Genomic DNA, 19,168 nt, shown 5'->3' with positions numbered 1-19,168 from the left:
AGTAAAAATGAAATCGGGCGGCATCATAAAGCAAACATCGCCAATTTACATCCACACATTTTGCGCTACATTTCATTCTTCATACTAAGAAATTAACAACAATTGCCGCTTTTATCGTCGTTCTCCAACCACAAATTTTTGCTGTACACGAAAAAATGCGACAATACAGGGAATTGCTCGTTTACAGACAGGATAGAGATGACGAATTTACCTAAGTTCTCCGTTGCGCTACTGCATCCACGTTATTGGTTAACCTGGCTGGGTATTGGTGCTCTTTGGTTGGTCGTGCAATTGCCCTACCCGGTGATTTACAAACTGGGTTGTGCAATGGGACGCCTGGCGTTGCGTTTTATGAAGCGCCGCGCCCGCATCGCCTATCGTAATCTTGAATTGTGCTTTCCGCAGATGAGCGAGCAAGAACGCCACCAGATGGTGGTAAAGAACTTCGAGTCTGTCGGGATGGGCGTGATGGAAACCGGCATGGCCTGGTTCTGGTCCGACCGCCGTATTTCACGCTGGACAGATGTCAGCGGCGTTGAGCATATCCGCGACGTTCAGGCCCGGGAGCGAGGGATTCTGCTGGTTGGCCTGCACTTTCTGACGCTGGAGCTGGGCGCGCGCCAGTTTGGTTTGCAACAGCCTGGCATTGGCGTTTATCGTCCGAATGACAATCCGTTGCTCGACTGGCTACAGACCTGGGGACGTATGCGCTCCAACAAATCGATGCTCGATCGCAAAGACCTGAAAGGCATGATCAAAGCGCTGAAAAAAGGTGAAGTGGTCTGGTATGCGCCGGACCATGACTATGGCCCGCGCGCCAGCGTGTTTGTCCCGCTGTTTGCCGTGGAACAGGCCGCCACCACGTCAGGAACCTGGATGCTCTCCCGGATGTCCAACGCCTGTCTGGTGCCGTTTGTTCCGCGTCGTAAACCCGATGGCAAAGGCTATGAGCTGATTCTCCTGCCACCGGAATGCTCACCACCGCTGGATGACGCCGAAACCACCGCGGCCTGGATGAACACGATCGTAGAGAAATGCATCATGATGGCGCCCGAGCAATACATGTGGTTGCATCGCCGTTTCAAAACGCGTCCTGAAGGTATGCCCTCCCGTTACTGATTCATCAGGTGCAGCCGGGCGACGGTTGCACCTTCTCATCGCCTCTTTTAGCTTTAAAAGCTACTCACATTGCCGCCCTCAGCAGGCAGGCGCATAATAAGAGAGTATTGTCTTATTTTTATTCTGATGATAGCGCAAACAGCGCATCACACTGCGGATCGCTATGTCACCCTCTGATGTCCCCATAAACTGGAAACGCAATCTCACCGTGGCCTGGCTGGGCTGTTTTTTGACCGGCGCGGCGTTTAGCCTGGTGATGCCATTTTTACCCCTCTACGTTGAGCAGCTCGGCGTAACGGGCCACAGCGCGCTGAATATGTGGTCGGGGCTGGTTTTCAGTATCACCTTCCTGTTTTCCGCTATTGCCTCGCCTTTTTGGGGCGGGCTGGCCGATCGCAAAGGGCGAAAGATCATGCTGCTGCGCTCAGCCCTCGGCATGGCGATGGTTATGCTGCTGATGGGGCTGGCGCAGAACATCTGGCAGTTTCTGATCCTGCGCGCATTGTTAGGTCTGCTCGGCGGATTTGTGCCAAACGCAAATGCGCTTATCGCCACTCAGGTGCCGCGTAATAAGAGCGGCTGGGCGTTAGGAACGCTTTCTACTGGCGGCGTCAGCGGCGCGTTGCTCGGCCCTCTGGCGGGCGGATTGCTTGCCGACCAGTATGGATTACGCCCTGTCTTCTTCATCACCGCCAGCGTGCTGTTGGTCTGTTTCTTACTGACGCTCTTTTTTATTCGCGAACGTTTTCAGCCTGTCAGCAAAAAGGAGATGTTGCACGTCCGGGAGGTCGTTGGCTCACTAAAAAACCCAAAGCTGGTTTTGAGTCTGTTCGTCACCACGCTGATCATTCAGGTTGCAACCGGATCGATCGCGCCTATTCTGACGTTATATGTGCGAGAGCTAGCCGGTAACGTCAGCAATATCGCATTTATCAGCGGAATGATCGCCTCGGTGCCCGGCGTGGCGGCGTTGCTCAGCGCGCCCCGGCTCGGCAAACTGGGCGATCGCATTGGCCCCGAAAAGATCCTGATTACCGCCCTGATTATCTCTGTCCTGCTGCTGATCCCGATGTCATTCGTACAAACGCCCTGGCAGCTTGGCGTGCTGCGCTTTTTACTTGGCGCGGCGGACGGCGCCCTGCTCCCTGCCGTACAGACTCTGCTGGTCTATAACGCCAGCAATCAGATCGCCGGGCGCATCTTCAGTTACAACCAGTCATTTCGCGATATTGGCAACGTCACAGGCCCGTTAATGGGGGCGGCTATTTCTGCCAGCTACGGTTTTCGCGCCGTGTTTTGCGTCACCGCAGGCGTCGTGTTGTTCAACGCAATTTATTCGTGGAACAGCCTGCGGCGGCGCAGAGAGACCCTCGCGGCAAAATGATTTTTGCGCTTTCATACTTGCAAAACCGGAGAATCAGCTATTCTTTCCCTGAATACCTCATCAAATCAAAGGGAGACAGTGATGACTATGTACGCCACGCTGGAAGAAGCCATTGATGCAGCCCGTGAAGAGTTTCTGGCTGACAACCCGGAACTCGAACAAGATGAAGCCAATGTTCAACAACTCAATATCCAGAAATACGTGCTACAGGATGGCGACATCATGTGGCAAGCCGAGTTTTTTGCCGATGAAGGCGAAGAAGGCGAATGTCTGCCAATGCTGAGTGGCGAAGCGGCGCAAAGCGTCTTTGACGGCGATTATGATGAGATAGAGATTCGTCAGGAGTGGCTGGAAGAGAACACTCTGCATGAGTGGGATGACGGTGAATTTCAGCTCGAGCCGCCTCTGGATACCGAAGAAGGCCAGACTGCGGCGGATGAGTGGGATGAGCGTTAACTACTCATAAGGGCCGTGGTGTATATCCAGCGGCAGCAGCAGCGTATCAAAAACCAGTGAAAACGGCAGATCGAGAACCGTGACATAGCGCCACGCGGAATCCCGGACATCCCACTGCACGCCGGGATAGTATTGATTGCCGTGCCCTTGTCCGGGGATCGTCCTGCTAATGATGCTGCCGCACCCGCTCAGAAGTAGCGCCATTACGCCAACCACGATTATTCGCACCGGATACCTCATTCGTCGTTTTGTTCAGTATAAAAAAATACCGGCAGCAGGCCGGTATTTTCAGATAATTGTCAGCGCATATTTGTCGGCCTGATAAACGCCACGTTTATCAGACCGCTACGGCTTACTTCTTCTGCAACGCCAGTGGGTTCAGGTTGATACCCTGATAGTAGTTAACCCACGATGAATATCTTTCCGGTGAATTCCAGACGCGATAGTGTAAACGCGCCATCGTCACTGGATCGCTCAACAACACCAGACGGCGGTCGCGATTCAGTTTTTCCGGCGTTTCATTCAGCGCCTGCTCCACATGGCGGTCGCGCGCAATCTCCAGCACCTTACTGGCGCGGTGACGGGCCGTAGCCATCGCCGTAGCCAGTGCGTTAAACGACGGATTAAACACCGCGTGCATAAAGCCGTCATCCAGCGTGCGATTGCGGTTCATCGCCAGGTATTTGTCAGTATCCACGAGCACCTGCGGCGGGGAATACTCTTCCGGGATGAGGAACAGTTTCCAGCGTTTGGTGCGCAAGCCCACCGTTGAACGGCTGGAAACCACGGACACAAACGGCGACAGGATCAGCGAGAAGACAATCGGCGCCAGCCAGAACAGGAAACGTAAATCCAGCCAGGCCATGCCAACCGCCCATACCAGGCCGAGCAGCAGCTGGGAACCGTGACGCATGAAGGCTTCACCCCACGGGGTAGAGTCATCGTCACGCTGCGGTGAATTCCAGACCACTTCCCAGCCGAGGAATGCGCTCACCACAAACACCGTGTGGAACAACATGCGTACCGGCGCCAGCAGCACAGAGAACAGCACTTCCAGCAGCAGCGACAGCGTTACGCGCACAAATCCGCCATACTCTTTTGTGCCCTTACACCAGATGAGCATAATACTCAGCAGCTTCGGCAGGAACAGCAGCACCATCGTGGATGCAAACAGCGCAATCGCCAGTTCGGGGCGCCACTGCGGCCAGACCGGGAACAGCTGGCGCGGTTGCAGGAAGTATTGCGGTTCGGTCAACGCATGAACTACCTGCAAAGCGGTGGAAAGCGCCAGGAACATAAACCACAGCGGCGCCGACAGGTAAGACATAACCCCCGTCAGGAACACCGCACGGTGAACCGGGTGCATCCCTTTCACCAGGAACAGGCGGAAGTTCATCAGGTTGCCATGACACCAGCGGCGGTCACGCTTAAGTTCATCCAGCAGGTTCGGCGGCAGTTCTTCATACGAACCCGGCAGGTCGTAGGCAATCCAGACGCCCCACCCTGCACGACGCATTAACGCCGCTTCCACGAAGTCATGCGAGAGGATGGAACCCGCGAACGATCCTTCGCCCGGCAGCGGCGCAAGCGCACAGTGTTCGATGAATGGCTTCACGCGAATAATCGCGTTGTGGCCCCAGTAATGCGACTCGCCTAGCTGCCAGAAGTGCAGCCCGGCGGTAAACAGCGGGCCGTACACGCGGGTAGCAAACTGCTGGCAACGCGCATACAGCGTATCCATACCGGACGCTTTCGGCGACGACTGAATGATCCCGGCATTCGGGTTCGCTTCCATCAGACGCACCAGGCCGCTCAGACACTCGCCGGTCATCACCGAGTCAGCGTCCAGCACCACCATGTAGCTGTACTGGTTGCCCCAGCGACGGCAGAAGTCATCGATATTGCCGCTTTTGCGCTTCACACGACGGCGGCGACGGCGATAGAAAATCTGTCCTTCGCCCTGCACTTCAGCAATCAGCTCCATCCACGCTTTTTGTTCCGCCACGCAGATATCGGGGTTGTAGCTATCGCTCAGGATATAGACGTCGAAATGCGCTGCGTTGCCGGTGGCTTTAACCGATTCCCACGTAGCGCGTAGCCCCGCGAACACGCGGTCAACGTCCTCGTTGCAGATAGGCATAATCAACGCGGTACGGTGCTCTGGATTCAGCGGCTCATTTCCCACCGTTGACGCCGAAATACTGTATTTATCGCGGCCAATCAGCAGTTGCAGGAAGCCCATAAGCGCGGTCCAGAACCCCGCAGACACCCAGCAGAACAGCACGGCGAACAGGATCAGGATGCCGGTTTGCAGCACATACGGCAGCAGTTGCATAAAGGAGACCCACAGATCCTGCCCGATCATGTCGGCGGGATTAATGAGCGCCCAGCCCTGGTAAGGAAGAATGGTCTTCATATACCAGGTCGCAACCACCGTCTGCGCCAGCGTCAGCAGCAACAGGATGTAACGGCGGATTGTCCCGACGGTACGCCATTTTTGCTCGTTCTCCTGCTCTTCTTTCGTCAGGCGGGAGAGATAACGCGGCGTCACGTCCCGGCCGCGCAAGCGGTCCCAGAAACGACCCAGCGGGTTGGTGCGCCAGGGATCGGGGAACATAGAAGAACGCGTCGCTTTCGGCATTGCCTGCAACTGATCGCGTCCCTCATCATCCTTAATCAGTTGCCCTTCGGCCAGCGAATCCGGCCAGGCCTGCTCAAGGCGCGCTTTAACAGATCCCTGCGGTGAATCGTCTTCTCGCGAGTAAGCTCGATGCTCAACATCCAGCGCCTCATGGACGGCGCGGATGTCCGTTTTCGGCAGCGCCGCTTTCTCAATGTCTGAAAGCGGCATTGCGTCAATATACTCAGTTGTCTTATTCATTGGCAGGTAACTGGTAGCTCCAGGTTTCACTCAACGGCTGATCGGCATTCACCAACGCAGCACGCATTTCAGTGGTTTTCTTCGCGTCTTTCACTTTTACGCGCAGCGTCAAACGCCAGCCTTTCGTCACCGGGTTATAACGCACTGAGTTCTCAACGATTTCGCCGTTATCGCCAATACTGGTTTGCGCCGTGACAGGGGTATCCTGCGGCAGCTTTTTCATATCTGTGCCGACAAAATCCACGACGAAGGCGATGGTGCCGTCAGGCTGGCGAATCAGGTTAGACTGTTTGACATCGCCCGTAGAGCGACGCGTCTGCTGAACCCAGGCATTCTCCGGCGCATGAAGTTTCTCTTCATCGCGGGTAAACGTCATGGTGTACTTGAAGTTCATCTCTTTGCCTGCTTCAGGCAGTTGATCCGGCGTCCAGTAGGCCACGATGTTATCGTTAGTTTCATCGTTGGTCGGAATTTCCACCAGTTCGATTTTCCCTTTGCCCCACTCGCCTTTCGGCGTGATCCAGGCGCTTGGGCGCAGGTCATAGCGATCGTCTAAATCTTCAAAGCGCGAGAACTGGCGGCCGCGTTGCAGCAAGCCGAACCCTTGCGGGTTTTCCATCGCATAGCTGCTCACCGCAAGATGTTTCGGGTTATTCAGCGGGCGCCAGATCCATTCACCGTTGCCCGCATGGATAGACAACCCGTTAGAGTCGTGCAATTCCGGGCGATAGTTGGTTGCCGGAGACGGCTGGTTCGGCCCAAACAGGAACATGCTGGTTAACGGCGCAACGCCCAGTTTACCGACTTTATCACGCAGGTAGACTTTCGACTGAACGTCCACCACGGTGTCACGCCCAGGGATGATGACGAAGCGGTATGCCCCGGTCGCACGCGGGGAATCGAGCAACGCATAGATGGTCAAACGTTTGTCAGTCGGTTTTGGACGCTCAATCCAGAACTCGCGAAAGCGGGGAAATTCCTCACCGGAAGGCAGCGCGGTATCAATCGCCAGACCACGCGCGGAAAGACCATAGACCTGGCCTGCGCCAATGACGCGGAAATAGCTGGCACCGAGCATGCTGACGATTTCATCGTTTTTGTCTTTGCTGTTGATCGGGTACAGCACTTTGAACCCGGCGAAACCGAGGTCTTTGACGGTGTCTTTATCATGCTGAACATCGCCAAAATTGAAATAGTCCGGGTTGTATTTGATTCTTTTTACCGTCGTCGCGGTAACTTCGTTGATCCTGACCGGTGTGTCGAAGTACATACCCTGGTGGTAGAACTCGAGTTTGAATGGGGTCTTGATATTGCTCCAGTACGCTTTATCACGGTTAAACTGGATCTGCTGATAGTCCGCATATTTCATGTCGCGGAAAACGGAGGGCAAGTTACTTTTCGGCGCCTCATAGCCTTTACCGGCTAAGGATTGAGCTTGTTTTGCAACATCATCGATGGTGAACGCCCAACTCGACGATGTGTACAGCGTTAACATTACCGCCGCGCCCAACCAACGCATTTTCATCATTTGTCGTTTATGTTTCATAATAAGTAAGCACTTCCCCCTTTGTGTGCTTATATCGATCCGATCCATTTTAATGGATAATCAGGCAATCCGACAACTGAATCCCGGCTTTGTTCAGCGCGCTGGCTCATGGATTAAGCAGGTTTTGCTCCTGTTTTCACTTTGCGTGCTTATCCTGGAGACAGGTTGTTGGACTTCGTGTAGGGTTGCCCCCGAATGTAAACATTATTCGTCCCAGGGATAAGACGAAAAGTCTGAGAATATGTATCTATCTATGAATCCAGTACCTCCACAGCGTGAATATTTTCTTGACTCCATCCGCGCCTGGCTGATGTTGTTGGGGATCCCCTTTCATATCTCGTTGATCTATTCAAGCCATACCTGGCATATCAACAGCGCAGAGCCCTCATGGTGGCTGACCCTGTTTAACGATTTTGTCCACGCATTTCGCATGCAGGTCTTTTTTGTTATTTCCGGTTATTTTTCGTACATGTTATTCCTGCGTTATCCATTAAAACGCTGGTGGAAAGTGCGTGTTGAACGCGTAGGTATTCCTATGCTGACGGCCATTCCTTTACTCACCTTGCCGCAATTTATCATGCTGCAATTTGTCAAAGGAAAAACCGAGAACTGGCACACGCTTTCTTTGTATGAGAAATACAATACGCTGGCCTGGGAATTAATTTCTCATCTGTGGTTTTTATTAGTGCTTGTTGTATTAACAACCCTGAGCATGTGGGCATTCAGCCAAATCAAAAAAAGCGCGGAACGCACAACGAAGCCATTATTCGCCGCCGTTTCGATGACCAAATTGACGCTTATCTTCTTTATCCTTGGCGTCGGTTACGCCGCGCTGAGACGCGCCATTTTTATCATTTATCCCTCTATTCTTAGCGATGGCATGTTCAATTTCGTCGTCATGCAAACGCTGTTTTATCTCCCTTTCTTTATCCTGGGCGCGCTGGCATTCATCAACCCGGCGCTGAAAGCGCTGTTTACCGTACCGTCACGCGGATGCACGCTGGCTGCGGCGCTCGCCTTCGTTGCCTACCTGCTGAACCAGCGTTATGGCAGCGGCGATGCCTGGATGTATGAAACAGAATACGTCATTACCATGCTGATGGGATTGTGGATGGTTAACGTGGTCTTTTCGCTGGGCCACCGTTTACTTAATTTCCAGTCCGCTCGCGTCACCTATTTTGTGAATGCATCGCTTTTCATCTATCTGGTGCATCATCCACTAACGCTGTTTTTCGGCGCGTATATTACGCCGCATATTACGTCGAATCTGCTGGGTTTTTTATGCGGGCTGGTCTTTGTTATCGGTATTGCGCTGGTCCTGTATGAACTGCATTTACGGGTTCCCGTACTGAAATTTTTATTTTCGGGCAAACCCGCGGTTAAACGTGATAACAGCAAGGCTGTCGCCAGTTAAGCTGCCCGCTGAAGGACGTTAAAGCAGCCATTCGACGGGCAAGACAGACGCCAGTCGCACCAGAACCCGCTTCCAGAATCCTGTGGCGGGTTCTTTTTTCAGTACCACCTCGTCACGCAGGTGGCGATCAACCCAGTTAATTCTTCCCCAACGATCCAGCCGCAGTTGCCAGGCGTCATCACGCTGGCTCTGCATAAAACGGTTATGAATCAGCGTTGCCAGCGTTTCGCTTTCAATCACAAACCCCATTTCGGTATTGAGTAACGTCGATCGGGGATCGAAATTGAGCGAACCGATAAAAACCTTATTCCCGTCAATGCTGAAGGTCTTCGCATGCAGGCTGGAGCCTGAGTTACCGGTTAAACCACGATCGTGAAGTTCAGCCGCATGCCCGTTAGTGGGTTTAAGCTCATAGAGCTCAATGCCGTAGCGCAGAAGTTTTTTACGCCACCGCGCATAGCCCGCATGGACGACCGCCACATCGTTCGCCGCCAGTGAATTGGTAAGAATCGCGATCCTGACCCCTTTTCTCACCAGTTGCAGCAGTTGCGCGACGCCCGCCCGGGTGGGGACAAAATAGGCGGAAATAATGTCGATACGTTCCGTTGGCGACCCCATCACATCGAACAGGCGTTGCGGCAGAAGCGAATGACGCTGCGCTTTCCCCTCGCCTTTTAAAGGATCGTCGCTGAGCAAACGGGTTTTCGCCCATATCAGCGGTAAAGCGCCGCGATCAAGATGGGACATAAAGTGGCTGGTTTTCAGCTTATGCAAATAGCGGCGCGTAATGTCGTCGTTGTACCAGGAATCCGGTAAGTCAATGCGTCGGGTGATTTCCTGCTCAGACAGCGACAACACTTTTTGCAGCGTTGAAACCGATTTGCAGTGCCAGTAACGTTCAAAATCATCCGCCACGTCTTTTACGACAGGGCCAATCGCCATCACGTCGAGATCGGAAAACAGCGGCTCTTCACCTACGCCAAAATAGGCATCGCCAATATTCCGCCCACCGACAATGGTGACTGCGCCATCTGCCGTATAGCTTTTATTATGCATACGCCGATTAAGCCGGGCAAAGTCGGTTAAATACCCCAGCGCGCGCAGCATACGAAAAGAGAAAGGATTAAACAGGCGCACTTCGATATTGGGGTGGCTATCCAGCAGTTGCAGCGTATCATCAAGCCCCGGCGTGTTGTTATCATCCAGCAGCAGGCGAACATGAACGCCGCGCTTTGCCGCCGCCAATAATATCGAAAACAGCAGGCGCCCGGACATGTCGTCCTCCCAGATGTAATACTGCACATCCAGGGTGCGCTCAGCCATTTCCGTTAATCGATAGCGTGCGGCAAAGGCATCCAGGCTGTCATCCAGGGCGAGAATGCCGCATTCGCCGGGATGACGTTCACACAGCGGGGTAACAGCGCGCTCAAGTCGGGTCAACTCACTCATCACCTTGTTGGGTCAGTAATCGCTCGTAAAGTCGGGCAGTTTCTTCATCATAACAGACAAAGTATACCTGCTCAGGTAGCGCGTGGCGGGCAAGAAAATCCGCGACCGTATTGACCGCTATCTCTGCGGCGGCGGGGCGTGGGTAGCCGTAAGCGCCGGTGCTGATCGCCGGAAACGCGACAGACCGGTAGCCATTGGCCAGCACCAGTTGCAAACTGTTGAAATAGGCATCTTCCAGGAGCTGGGATTCGTTATGATCGCCGCCACGCCAGACGGGCCCCACCGTATGGATCACCGCTTTCGCCGGCAGATTGCCTGCCAGAGTGATGACCGCGTGTCCTGCCGGGCACTCGCCCTGCTGCTGCCTGACTTTTTTGCAGGCTTCCAGTAGCGCCGGACCCGCTGCACGATGAATCGCGCCGTCAACGCCACCGCCCCCCAGTAATGAAGCGTTGGCGGCATTAACAATCACATCTACCGTGAGTTGGGTTATGTCGCCATGTTGTACATGAATACGCGATTTCATAGATCCCCCTTACCTTAGCCTATAGCCTAAGTGTACAGCAGGGCTTTCAATGAAATCGCGTTTTTTAATCGAACGATTTTATCTCTGACAGATGCGTTTATTGGTATTCAATACTCATAATTGCCAGACGTTGTTGCGGATCGAGATAGTTGACTCTCACAGATGCAATTTGTCGAAGGCTTTGCGGGGCGGTTGTAACCTGTTGCAGGGTAAAACGGTTAGTTTTCATCTGGCCATTATTCACGCATGTCATGTCAATATTTTGCTGCCGGGCACTGACCTCACAGGGAGGTTCGACAATCTGACCACGAAAATGAATAACGCCGCCGGTAGTGATTTGTTGAGCTGTAACAGAGGAAGAAAAGAGAATGCAGACGCCAAGGCCTGCTCCGAGGATATTTTTCGAACACAACGCAAACATACAATAGCTCCTCAATGATCAATCATACTTGAAGGATCGGAGTTTTCCTTCCACTGCGACGCTCGCGGTGAACGGAAACGACGTTGTTGCCTCTCTATAATTCATAGAACAGTAATCCATCCCCTGCCACAAACAATCACCAAATAAATCAAATGATTAAGATGATTTCTCAGGAGATGGCCATTGCTGCGACAAATGCAACGACTGCCCGTCGGAAACGGTAACGATAATTTTTACCGAGTCCTCCGGGGAAATATTTAAACTGAGTTTCGTTAAATCAATGGGTTGATTAGCGGGCAAAGAAAGGGTTGTTTTCTGCTGTGTACGGCTTTGCCCTCCTTTCCCATCACGAACGGCAAAAATTTGGACTTCGCACACGCAGGGTTTACTGAGCGTAACCTGGGGGACAATGGTGTAAATTTCACCTTGTTGCGTGGTATTAAATGTAATCTGGCTGGAGAGCGCGGCAAGGAGTAATAGCGTATTCATCATATCCTCACGAAAAAAAACAGGGCTTTCGCCCTGTTTATTATGAGTACCCGACCTGAATCAGTACTGGTTAGCCGTGGCGTTGTTGCCGAAGCCGACCTGAGTAACCGATACCTGGGAGTCGGACGCAGTCTGGTTAACCAGCGCGCCGTTGCGGCCACCAAACTGGCTCACAACGATATCAGAGTTTTTGGCATTCCACTGATCGATAGTCGCGCTGTTTCTGTACCCATTCTGGGTCAGGTCAATGCCGCTGTTGTCAGCGCCCTGGCCTACGTCTGCGCCGTTACCATGACCATATTGTTTGATGGACAGATCTGATTTACGAGCATCGCTTTGCAGAGCAAGAGCAGAGTTTGCGCTACCGTACTGGAAAATACTCAGGGTAGATTCAGGGCCGGAATTATTACCGCCATTATTATGACCGCCGCCACCGCCCCACTGCGGAACAACACCTGCCAGAGCACTGCCAGAAACTACGATTGCTGCGAATGCTGCCACTTTTAAAAGTTTCATGGTAAACCCCCATCGGATTGATTTAAAAGTCGTCATGGTATTAACGTTGCGTAACGCGAATAGCCATGCGCGACTGTCTCTGCACTACAACTGCTGTTTTTTGCGTACCGTACTGCGTAATATCTGCTTTATTACCAGAACCTTTCTGAATAATCATTGCAGTATTACCATAAGAGCCTTGCGATATACTTGCATCATTGGCGTAACCCGCCTGATCAATATATGCAAGGTTATAAGCTCCTGACTGGTCAATCTTCGCCCGGTTATTTCCGCCTTCTTGTGAAATAACAGATAAAAGTTTTGAGCCGTCCTGGCGTGTTTTTGCACTATTATGAGTGCCCTTTTGACCAATAATGGCTGCCTGATTAAATGAAGACTTGCTTAATTCATTTACCGCAAAATTATATTCCGCATTTGCCAGATCATAACTTGTCGCGGCTGCAATCCCAGGCGCACCCAGTATTGTTAACATCATAAATAACAATTTGTTTTTCATGTTGTCACCCTGGACCTGGTCGTACATTACGTTAATTTAAAAGCATTTCAATTTGACTGTTAACGCGATTCGTTTTTTGTTAACGCCGCGTTACGATGAAGAGTATGTCCGTGGAAACATTTTAAATAACTCACCCGCGAGTGGTATTTTGATATTCAGCGTCACACCAAAGTGCTAATTCACTGTTGACTCCACTGTTATTTACGAAAAATTTATTTTCTTATCTGTAGCGGGCTAAACATTTCTGCCAGTGAGAGGGAAAAACCGTTTTCTGCATATCATTATGCGTTTCTCCGGGCATCACACTGCATCGCCGTCACAACTCGTGACAAACATCATTTTTTCTCACTAAAAATGTCCAGGCGGCCCTGAGTCGAACGTTTTAAAATTAACTTGTCAGACAAACTCAAAAATAATTTTAAATTATGATTTAAAATCAATCAGTTATTATAATTTGTATGATTTTTTAAATCTATGCAATAACAGCAACATGTACAACTTTTCTATCAAATCTAATCTCTAAAAAATCCACACATTAACATATGAATATATAATTTTACATTTTGTTACAAGTTTAACACTTGCTTTAAGGTTTGTAATGACTAGATTGAAATCAGTTGTAGTCCATCTGTTTTAATATTTTTACCCTTTTTGGGTCGATGTTTTATTTCTACACACAGCAGTGCAACATCTGTCAGTACTTCTGGTGCCTCGTATTTTAGCTGAGGCAGCTGTCAGATGTGCGACTAAAAAAAGTGGGGTTTCATCATGTTTAATGAAGTCCATAGTATTCATGGTCATACATTATTGTTGATCACAAAACCATCTTTGCAGGCCACTGCATTATTGCAGCATTTAAAGCAATCACTGGCTGTTACCGGAAAACTACATAATATTCAACGTTCTCTGGATGATATATCCACCAGTTGCATTGTTTTACTGGATATGATGGAAGCGGATAAAAAAATTATCCATTACTGGCAAGACAATTTGAGTCGGAAAAACAACAATATCAAGACGTTATTGTTGAATACTCCCGACGACTATCCCTTCCGTGATATTGAAAACTGGCCACATATCAATGGCGTGTTTTACGCAACGGAGGATGAAGAACGTGTCGTTAACGGCTTGCAGGGGATCTTGCGAGGCGAATGCTATTTTTCGCAAAAGCTGGCCAGTTACCTGATCACTCATTCAGGGAACTACCGTTACAACAGCACGGAATCAGCGCTTCTCACTCATCGTGAAAAAGAGATCCTCAATAAACTGCGAATCGGCGCCTCAAACATTGAAATCGCCCGCTCGCTTTTTATCAGCGAGAATACGGTAAAAACACATCTTTATAATCTTTTCAAAAAGATAGCTGTTAAAAACCGTACTCAGGCGGTCTCGTGGGCAAACGATAACCTCAGGCGATAAAGCCATGAAACGCTATCTGACCTGGATTGTGGCAGCAGAATTACTGCTTGCCGCAGGGAATCTTCACGCTGCGGAAGTTGAAGTGGAAGTTCCCGGACTCTTAACTGACCATACCGTCTCATCAGTCGGCCACAATTTTTATCGCGCCTTCAGCGACAAATGGGAAAGTGAGTACACAGGCAATTTGACCATCAATGAAAGACCCAGTGCGCGTTGGGGAAGTTGGATTACGATAACGGTAAATCAGGACGTTATATTCCAGACTTTTTTATTCCCAACGAAAAGAGACTTCGAGCGAACCGTTGACTTCGCGCTGGCGCAAACTGAAGAAGCATTAAATCGTCGGCAAATAGATCAAACGCTATTAAGCACGAGTGATTTAGCGCGCGATGAATTCTAAAATATGATTTAGTCTGGAGGCTGCCATGCGTGTCAAACATGCAGTAGTTATGCTCATGCTTATTTCACCATTAAGTTGGGCCGGAAATATGACATTCCAGTTCCGAAATCCTAATTTTGGTGGAAACCCAAATAACGGCGCATTTTTATTAAATAGCGCTCAGGCACAAAACTCTTATAAGGACCCAAGTTATTACGACGACTTCGGGATTGAAACCCCGTCTGCCCTGGATAACTTTACGCAGGCTATTCAATCGCAAATCCTTGGCGGATTGCTGACGAATATTAACACCGGCAAACCAGGCAGAATGGTGACCAATGATTTTATCATTGATATCGCCAACCGGGATGGGCAACTGCGACTTAATGTCACGGACAGGAAAACCGGGAAAACCTCGACGATTGAAGTGTCAGGTTTGCAAACACAGTCAACCGATTTCTAAGCCCCAGCTACCAAAGGACAATAATCATGCAGCGCTTACTTATTTTGGTTGCAGTATGTTTACTGAGCGGATGCTTAACCGCCCCGCCTAAAGAAGCCGCGAAACCGACATTAATGCCTCGTGCGCAAAGCTATAAAGATTTGACGCACCTGCCGATGCCAACGGGTAAGATTTTTGTCTCGGTTTATAATATTCAGGATGAAACGGGCCAGTTTAAGCCTTATCCGGCGAGTAACTTCTCGACTGCTGTTCCGCAGAGCGCCACCGCGATGCTGGTGACCGCGCTGAAAGACTCCCGCTGGTTTATCCCGCTGGAGCGTCAGGGACTGCAAAACCTGCTGAACGAACGCAAAATTATTCGTGCAGCGCAGGAAAACGGCACGGTGGCTATCAATAACCGAATCCCGCTTCAGTCCCTCACCGCCGCGAATATCATGGTGGAAGGGTCGATTATCGGTTACGAAAGCAACGTGAAGTCAGGCGGGGTCGGTGCGCGGTACTTCGGTATCGGTGCGGATACGCAGTATCAGCTTGACCAGATTGCGGTAAACCTGCGCGTGGTTAACGTCAGCACCGGCGAGATCCTCTCTTCGGTCAATACCAGCAAGACCATCCTTTCCTATGAAGTGCAGGCCGGGGTGTTCCGCTTTATTGATTACCAGCGACTGCTGGAAGGTGAAATCGGCTACACCTCTAATGAACCGGTGATGCTGTGTCTGATGTCAGCGATTGAAACGGGCGTTATCTTCCTGATTAACGACGGGATCGATCGCGGCCTGTGGGATTTGCAGAACAAAGCGGAGCGTCAGAACGACATTCTGGTGAAATACCGCCACATGTCCGTACCGCCGGAATCCTGATATTTCACCAACCGTAGAATGCCCGATGGCGCAGGCTTATCGGGCCTACAGCAGGCAGGATAAGTTTGCGCCATCAGGATTGACATCATATGAACGTGGGGGAAACCTCACGCTTTTTTATTTGCTGACCGCCGTCGGCGAAGAATCTCTTACCCGACGAGACGCCAGCCACAGCCCGCTATTTTTCATCGCATAGCCAAACACGAGTCCCAGCGCCAGCGAAGGCAGAACCAGTCGCCAGTCCCCCTGCCCTGCAAACGTCGCGCATGCGCCGATAAAGGTGCCAGGCACAAAAGAAAGCAACAGCTGCTTCGCCTGAACGCACATCAAAAACGCGACGATTCCCGTCATGACGTAACTGACGATCTCCAGATGCGGAGCCAGCGCGCTGCCGTGAATAATCACCAGCGCCCACACCACGCCGCTCAGGAGCGTACATGCAGAAATCAATAACCCTTTCAGGCCGCCCTGCGGGCAGGCGAAATAGGCCGTACAGCCCAGAAAACCCGCCCAGCTGAGCAGGCCAAAGGAAACGGCCACCCATCCCCAGATACCGGAGAGAATGCCCGTTGTGATTGCAATGGAGATAAGTATGTTCATGCCGCGCATCATAGCAGAAAAGCGGCATACGAATGAGATCACGCACACATTTTATGCAATACAATTAATCACGTTGCATAACAAAGTGACCATGATCACATTTACTCTTCAGCGCCTTCCTGTAACTCATCCCACATTGCGCCGATCGCATCGCGCGTCAACGGCGCCATCGTACGCCAGAATGGCGTCGCGGCATGGGCTTCCACTTTGCCAAGGAAAGTACCGCACCAGGGAAGCAGGTATTCAATAAACAGCGTTTCCAGCGCTTCGCTCTCATCTTCAGCAGACTGATCCTCCAGCCAGGAGGCGGCCAGCAGCAGCGTACCGATATGGTCGGCAGGGGTATCCGCCAACGGCATACCGCGAGCGGAAAGAAACGCGCGAACATCGGACTCCTTCGCCCCTTCCACCCAGGCGCTGCGATAAGGCGACACGGCGCACTCGTCGCCGACAAACAGCGCATTGTAGTCCGCCGCCAGTTGGGTCATGTCGCAACTTTTCTGCAACCGCGCCAGAAGCTCATCCTGCTCCAACGGCCAGCTTGCCGACAATTTACCCTCGCGGATCAGCGTAAACAGAGGAACCAGCAGAGGGTCCTGCGGTTGGCGGTAATACAGCGATCCCAGCACACGACACAGGATAGAAAACTCATTCATTGATATATTCCAGTTATCAGCAATTAAAGTTCAGCAAACTCCGGGATCGGCGCCATACCGCGCGATTCCAGAAATCTCAGTAAGCGTCCTGGCGAAACGTTTAAAACGCGTTCTTCCGGGAAATCCACTTCATCCAGGATCTTCCGGCATTCGGCAAATTCACCGAGTGTAAACGCAGTATGGGAATCTGACCCTAACGCTACCCATCCGCCAGCGTCACGCACGGCCGCGGCCACCGCGCGGCAATTATCTTCACTGCCTTTGCGCGAATGCAGGAATGACGAGTTATTGATTTCCAGCGCCACCTGGTATTTAGCCGCCGCCTGCGCAATCGCGGTGATATCGACAGGATACTTTGGGTTGCCCGGATGGCTGATAATATGCACATTTCCGCTGGCCATCGCGGCAATCATCGCCTGGGTATTGGTCTCTTTATCGTGCGGCGCGAAAACCGGTTCATGGAAACCGGCGATAATCACATCCAGCGAGTTCAGCATCGGGCCCGTGCAGTCAATCTCGCCATCGATATTCTTGATGTTGGCTTCAATACCGCGAAGAATGCCCACCCCGTCAACCAGACGCGGCCAGATACGCATGTTGATAAAGTGCCAGTGATGCGGAGCATCGGCCATATCCGGGCCGTGATCGGTAATGGCAAAGAGCTTAATACCTTTGCGTTTCGCTTCGGCAATATAATCGTGCAAGGTACTGTATGCGTGGGTGCTGGCGACGGTATGCATATGCAAGTCAACGGGATACATAACTCACTCCTGTAGTCGTTTTCCGACAAGGATAGCAGGTATCGTCGCCATTTATTAGTCGAAACCCGGCGCTAACCGGGTTGTCATCAGTAGCCGCGAACGCGATCGACCTGACCCGTCACGGATTCGCCGCGTTCCAGATGCGTAATGGTGCGCGAAATATAGTCCACGGCTTCCGCCGGGCGGGTGACGGCGGCAATGTGCGGCGTCATCGCCACGCGAGGGTGTTGCCAGAGCGGACTCTCTTTTGGCAACGGCTCGCGGCTGAAAACATCCAGCATCGCCCCTTTGAGTTTTTCGCTATTCAACGCGGCAAGCAGATCGTCCTCATTAACATGCACACCACGCGCCAGGTTAAGCAGGTAAGCTCCATCCCGTAACCGATTGAGCAAGCCGGAATTAATAATGCCCACCGTCTCCGCCGTATTTGGCAGCAGGTTGATCAGCACCCTTGTTTGATTCAGGAATGCGCCTAACTCCTCAGCTCCCGCAAAACTCTCTACGCCAGGCCAGGATTTACGGCTACGGCTCCAGCAGCGAAGCGGGAATCCCCATGCCTGGAGCGCTTCAGCGACTTTGGCGCCCAGCACCCCCGCCCCCATAATACCGACGGTGAATTCATCGCGATCATATTCCGGCAGCGGCTGCCATGTTGACTGGTTTTTCAGCGCCTGATAATCATCGAAGCGGCGGAACCAATGCAGCACCTGGCTCACGGCATACTCCTGCATTTGCAGGCCCATGCCGGTATCTTCCAGGCGGAACAGCGGGATAGAGGCATCCAGCATTTCCGGGTGCGCTTTGAGCTTACTCAGAATGGAATCCACACCTGCGCCAAGCGCAAATACGGCTTTTAGCTTCCGTCCTTCGAGCATCTCCACCGGCGGATGCCACACGAGCGCATAATCCGCAGGTTCGTTATCACCGGGTTTCCATTCACGAATATTCGCGCCGGGAATCGCCTTTGCCAAAGCGTTAAGCCACCAGGCCGTATCGAAGGTCGGGTGATAGAACATTATCTCCATGTTGACTCCTGAGTGTTGTTGTGCGGAATTTACTCGCACTTATTATCATCATTTTCATAGGGATCATCAGCATAACAAATTTAGAGATGCTGGCAAAAAAAGCAGTTTCCGCTTATTTAAACTGCATGTTGATTGAAGTTTGTGTAATTGCACGATTTTTTAGAAAAGGTGATTGACGCCGGGGGCGTATTTCCCTAAATTAGCGCCCGTTCCAGCAACACTGGAACGACAATATGGTGAGGTGTCCGAGTGGCTGAAGGAGCACGCCTGGAAAGTGTGTATACGGCAACGTATCGGGGGTTCGAATC

Annotated in this window: 21 protein-coding genes and 1 tRNA gene (1 of these 22 only partly in view); 9 read left to right on the top strand and 13 right to left on the bottom strand. The window is 51.6% G+C overall.

Annotation, left to right across the window (positions count from 1 at the left end; genetic code table 11):
- The first annotated feature begins 198 nt into the window (after positions 1–198).
- The 3 genes from OGX93_RS09755 to OGX93_RS09745 all read left to right on the top strand — a co-directional run bounded on the left by OGX93_RS09755 (position 199) and on the right by OGX93_RS09745 (position 2,959).
- Positions 199–1,119 carry a Kdo(2)-lipid IV(A) acyltransferase gene (locus OGX93_RS09755; RefSeq protein WP_047457570.1) on the top strand — a complete coding sequence of 307 codons (921 nt, stop codon included), beginning with the start codon at positions 199–201 and terminating at the stop codon, positions 1,117–1,119.
- Positions 1,120–1,282: 163 nt separating this feature from the next.
- Positions 1,283–2,503 (top strand): multidrug efflux MFS transporter MdtG, encoded by a 1,221-nt coding sequence (mdtG, locus tag OGX93_RS09750; RefSeq protein WP_071258243.1) that lies wholly within the window; start codon positions 1,283–1,285, stop codon positions 2,501–2,503.
- An 81-nt stretch (positions 2,504–2,584) separates the two neighbouring features.
- Complete coding sequence (locus tag OGX93_RS09745) at positions 2,585–2,959, top strand: MysB family protein (RefSeq protein WP_012132878.1); 375 nt, start codon at positions 2,585–2,587, stop codon at positions 2,957–2,959.
- On the opposite strand, the gene OGX93_RS09740 is transcribed toward OGX93_RS09745, so the two are convergent.
- The 3 genes from OGX93_RS09740 to mdoG all read right to left on the bottom strand — a co-directional run bounded on the left by OGX93_RS09740 (position 2,960) and on the right by mdoG (position 7,368).
- Positions 2,960–3,187 (bottom strand): YceK/YidQ family lipoprotein, encoded by a 228-nt coding sequence (locus OGX93_RS09740; protein WP_024130446.1) that lies wholly within the window; start codon positions 3,185–3,187, stop codon positions 2,960–2,962.
- Between the two features lie 124 nt (positions 3,188–3,311).
- Positions 3,312–5,840 carry a glucans biosynthesis glucosyltransferase MdoH gene (mdoH, locus tag OGX93_RS09735; protein WP_047457577.1) on the bottom strand — a complete coding sequence of 843 codons (2,529 nt, stop codon included), beginning with the start codon at positions 5,838–5,840 and terminating at the stop codon, positions 3,312–3,314.
- Complete coding sequence (mdoG, locus tag OGX93_RS09730) at positions 5,833–7,368, bottom strand: glucans biosynthesis protein MdoG (protein ID WP_077956924.1); 1,536 nt, start codon at positions 7,366–7,368, stop codon at positions 5,833–5,835. The genes mdoH and mdoG overlap by 8 nt, the downstream gene beginning before the upstream one ends.
- A 271-nt stretch (positions 7,369–7,639) precedes the next feature.
- Between mdoG and mdoC the strand changes: the two genes are divergently transcribed.
- Positions 7,640–8,800 carry a glucans biosynthesis protein MdoC gene (gene mdoC, locus OGX93_RS09725; protein ID WP_012132882.1) on the top strand — a complete coding sequence of 387 codons (1,161 nt, stop codon included), beginning with the start codon at positions 7,640–7,642 and terminating at the stop codon, positions 8,798–8,800.
- 18 nt (positions 8,801–8,818) lie between these two features.
- Here the strand turns inward: mdoC and OGX93_RS09720 are convergent, their stop codons facing one another.
- From OGX93_RS09720 to csgB, 6 genes are all read right to left on the bottom strand, one after another.
- Entirely contained in the window at positions 8,819–10,249 is a 1,431-nt protein-coding gene (locus OGX93_RS09720) for a phospholipase D family protein (protein WP_286449642.1), read from the bottom strand.
- Positions 10,242–10,775, bottom strand: coding sequence for an O-acetyl-ADP-ribose deacetylase (gene ymdB, locus OGX93_RS09715; RefSeq protein ID WP_047457580.1), 534 nt, complete (start codon positions 10,773–10,775; stop codon positions 10,242–10,244). The genes OGX93_RS09720 and ymdB overlap by 8 nt, the downstream gene beginning before the upstream one ends.
- Before the next feature lie 97 nt (positions 10,776–10,872).
- The gene (locus OGX93_RS09710) at positions 10,873–11,196 is read right to left on the bottom strand and encodes a YmdA family protein (protein ID WP_047457582.1); all 324 of its coding nucleotides are present in this window, start codon (positions 11,194–11,196) and stop codon (positions 10,873–10,875) included.
- 156 nt (positions 11,197–11,352) lie between these two features.
- Complete coding sequence (csgC, locus tag OGX93_RS09705; RefSeq protein ID WP_024130449.1) at positions 11,353–11,685, bottom strand: curli assembly chaperone CsgC; 333 nt, start codon at positions 11,683–11,685, stop codon at positions 11,353–11,355.
- 60 nt (positions 11,686–11,745) lie between these two features.
- Positions 11,746–12,201: a curli major subunit CsgA gene (csgA, locus tag OGX93_RS09700; protein WP_024130450.1), complete on the bottom strand. Its 456-nt coding sequence runs from the start codon at positions 12,199–12,201 to the stop codon at positions 11,746–11,748.
- 40 nt (positions 12,202–12,241) lie between these two features.
- Positions 12,242–12,697: a curli minor subunit CsgB gene (gene csgB / locus OGX93_RS09695; protein ID WP_024130451.1), complete on the bottom strand. Its 456-nt coding sequence runs from the start codon at positions 12,695–12,697 to the stop codon at positions 12,242–12,244.
- Positions 12,698–13,465: 768 nt separating this feature from the next.
- On the opposite strand from csgB, the gene csgD reads away from it, so the two are divergent.
- Genes csgD through csgG form a run of 4 tightly spaced genes read left to right on the top strand, consistent with a single transcriptional unit; the run spans position 13,466 to position 15,818 of the window.
- Positions 13,466–14,116 carry a biofilm master transcriptional regulator CsgD gene (gene csgD / locus OGX93_RS09690; protein WP_286449643.1) on the top strand — a complete coding sequence of 217 codons (651 nt, stop codon included), beginning with the start codon at positions 13,466–13,468 and terminating at the stop codon, positions 14,114–14,116.
- A gap of 4 nt (positions 14,117–14,120) precedes the next feature.
- On the top strand, positions 14,121–14,516 hold the full coding sequence (csgE, locus tag OGX93_RS09685) for a curli production assembly/transport protein CsgE (RefSeq protein WP_012132892.1): 396 nt from the start codon (positions 14,121–14,123) through the stop codon (positions 14,514–14,516).
- Positions 14,517–14,541: 25 nt separating this feature from the next.
- Positions 14,542–14,958 (top strand): curli production assembly/transport protein CsgF, encoded by a 417-nt coding sequence (csgF, locus tag OGX93_RS09680; RefSeq protein WP_012132893.1) that lies wholly within the window; start codon positions 14,542–14,544, stop codon positions 14,956–14,958.
- 26 nt (positions 14,959–14,984) lie between these two features.
- A complete protein-coding gene (csgG, locus tag OGX93_RS09675; protein WP_024130452.1) occupies positions 14,985–15,818 on the top strand; it encodes a curli production assembly/transport protein CsgG in 834 nt (277 codons plus the stop codon).
- A 117-nt stretch (positions 15,819–15,935) separates the two neighbouring features.
- On the opposite strand, the gene OGX93_RS09670 is transcribed toward csgG, so the two are convergent.
- The 4 genes from OGX93_RS09670 to ghrA all read right to left on the bottom strand — a co-directional run bounded on the left by OGX93_RS09670 (position 15,936) and on the right by ghrA (position 18,860).
- Positions 15,936–16,418, bottom strand: coding sequence for a DUF1097 domain-containing protein (locus OGX93_RS09670; RefSeq protein ID WP_065422796.1), 483 nt, complete (start codon positions 16,416–16,418; stop codon positions 15,936–15,938).
- A gap of 101 nt (positions 16,419–16,519) precedes the next feature.
- Entirely contained in the window at positions 16,520–17,074 is a 555-nt protein-coding gene (locus OGX93_RS09665) for a TorD/DmsD family molecular chaperone (protein WP_012132896.1), read from the bottom strand.
- 23 nt (positions 17,075–17,097) lie between these two features.
- A complete protein-coding gene (locus tag OGX93_RS09660) occupies positions 17,098–17,835 on the bottom strand; it encodes a phosphatase (protein WP_012132897.1) in 738 nt (245 codons plus the stop codon).
- Positions 17,836–17,921: 86 nt separating this feature from the next.
- Positions 17,922–18,860 carry a glyoxylate/hydroxypyruvate reductase GhrA gene (gene ghrA, locus OGX93_RS09655; RefSeq protein ID WP_115614870.1) on the bottom strand — a complete coding sequence of 313 codons (939 nt, stop codon included), beginning with the start codon at positions 18,858–18,860 and terminating at the stop codon, positions 17,922–17,924.
- 238 nt (positions 18,861–19,098) lie between these two features.
- On the opposite strand from ghrA, the gene OGX93_RS09650 reads away from it, so the two are divergent.
- Positions 19,099–19,168, top strand: a tRNA-Ser gene (locus OGX93_RS09650); it runs 69 nt beyond the window's last position.

It is taken from the genome of Citrobacter sp. CK195, from assembly GCF_030333365.1.
Classification (GTDB): Bacteria; Pseudomonadota; Gammaproteobacteria; order Enterobacterales; family Enterobacteriaceae; genus Citrobacter_B; species Citrobacter_B koseri.
Note: the sequence above shows the minus strand (reverse complement) of the source record. Positions and strands in the feature narration are given on the sequence as shown.

What these genes read in the sequence shown, in the direction of transcription:
- OGX93_RS09755 (WP_047457570.1), top strand. Translation starts at nt 199, where the DNA reads ATGACGAATTTACCTAAGTTCTCCGTTGCGCTACTGCATCCACGTTAT.
- mdtG (WP_071258243.1), top strand. Translation starts at nt 1,283, where the DNA reads ATGTCACCCTCTGATGTCCCCATAAACTGGAAACGCAATCTCACCGTG.
- OGX93_RS09745 (WP_012132878.1), top strand. Translation starts at nt 2,585, where the DNA reads ATGACTATGTACGCCACGCTGGAAGAAGCCATTGATGCAGCCCGTGAA.
- mdoH (WP_047457577.1), bottom strand. Translation starts at nt 5,840, where the DNA reads ATGAATAAGACAACTGAGTATATTGACGCAATGCCGCTTTCAGACATT.
- mdoG (WP_077956924.1), bottom strand. Translation starts at nt 7,368, where the DNA reads ATGATGAAAATGCGTTGGTTGGGCGCGGCGGTAATGTTAACGCTGTAC.
- mdoC (WP_012132882.1), top strand. Translation starts at nt 7,640, where the DNA reads ATGAATCCAGTACCTCCACAGCGTGAATATTTTCTTGACTCCATCCGC.
- OGX93_RS09720 (WP_286449642.1), bottom strand. Translation starts at nt 10,249, where the DNA reads ATGAGTGAGTTGACCCGACTTGAGCGCGCTGTTACCCCGCTGTGTGAA.
- ymdB (WP_047457580.1), bottom strand. Translation starts at nt 10,775, where the DNA reads ATGAAATCGCGTATTCATGTACAACATGGCGACATAACCCAACTCACG.
- OGX93_RS09710 (WP_047457582.1), bottom strand. Translation starts at nt 11,196, where the DNA reads ATGTTTGCGTTGTGTTCGAAAAATATCCTCGGAGCAGGCCTTGGCGTC.
- csgC (WP_024130449.1), bottom strand. Translation starts at nt 11,685, where the DNA reads ATGAATACGCTATTACTCCTTGCCGCGCTCTCCAGCCAGATTACATTT.
- csgA (WP_024130450.1), bottom strand. Translation starts at nt 12,201, where the DNA reads ATGAAACTTTTAAAAGTGGCAGCATTCGCAGCAATCGTAGTTTCTGGC.
- csgB (WP_024130451.1), bottom strand. Translation starts at nt 12,697, where the DNA reads ATGAAAAACAAATTGTTATTTATGATGTTAACAATACTGGGTGCGCCT.
- csgD (WP_286449643.1), top strand. Translation starts at nt 13,466, where the DNA reads ATGTTTAATGAAGTCCATAGTATTCATGGTCATACATTATTGTTGATC.
- csgE (WP_012132892.1), top strand. Translation starts at nt 14,121, where the DNA reads ATGAAACGCTATCTGACCTGGATTGTGGCAGCAGAATTACTGCTTGCC.
- csgF (WP_012132893.1), top strand. Translation starts at nt 14,542, where the DNA reads ATGCGTGTCAAACATGCAGTAGTTATGCTCATGCTTATTTCACCATTA.
- csgG (WP_024130452.1), top strand. Translation starts at nt 14,985, where the DNA reads ATGCAGCGCTTACTTATTTTGGTTGCAGTATGTTTACTGAGCGGATGC.
- OGX93_RS09670 (WP_065422796.1), bottom strand. Translation starts at nt 16,418, where the DNA reads ATGAACATACTTATCTCCATTGCAATCACAACGGGCATTCTCTCCGGT.
- OGX93_RS09665 (WP_012132896.1), bottom strand. Translation starts at nt 17,074, where the DNA reads ATGAATGAGTTTTCTATCCTGTGTCGTGTGCTGGGATCGCTGTATTAC.
- OGX93_RS09660 (WP_012132897.1), bottom strand. Translation starts at nt 17,835, where the DNA reads ATGTATCCCGTTGACTTGCATATGCATACCGTCGCCAGCACCCACGCA.
- ghrA (WP_115614870.1), bottom strand. Translation starts at nt 18,860, where the DNA reads ATGGAGATAATGTTCTATCACCCGACCTTCGATACGGCCTGGTGGCTT.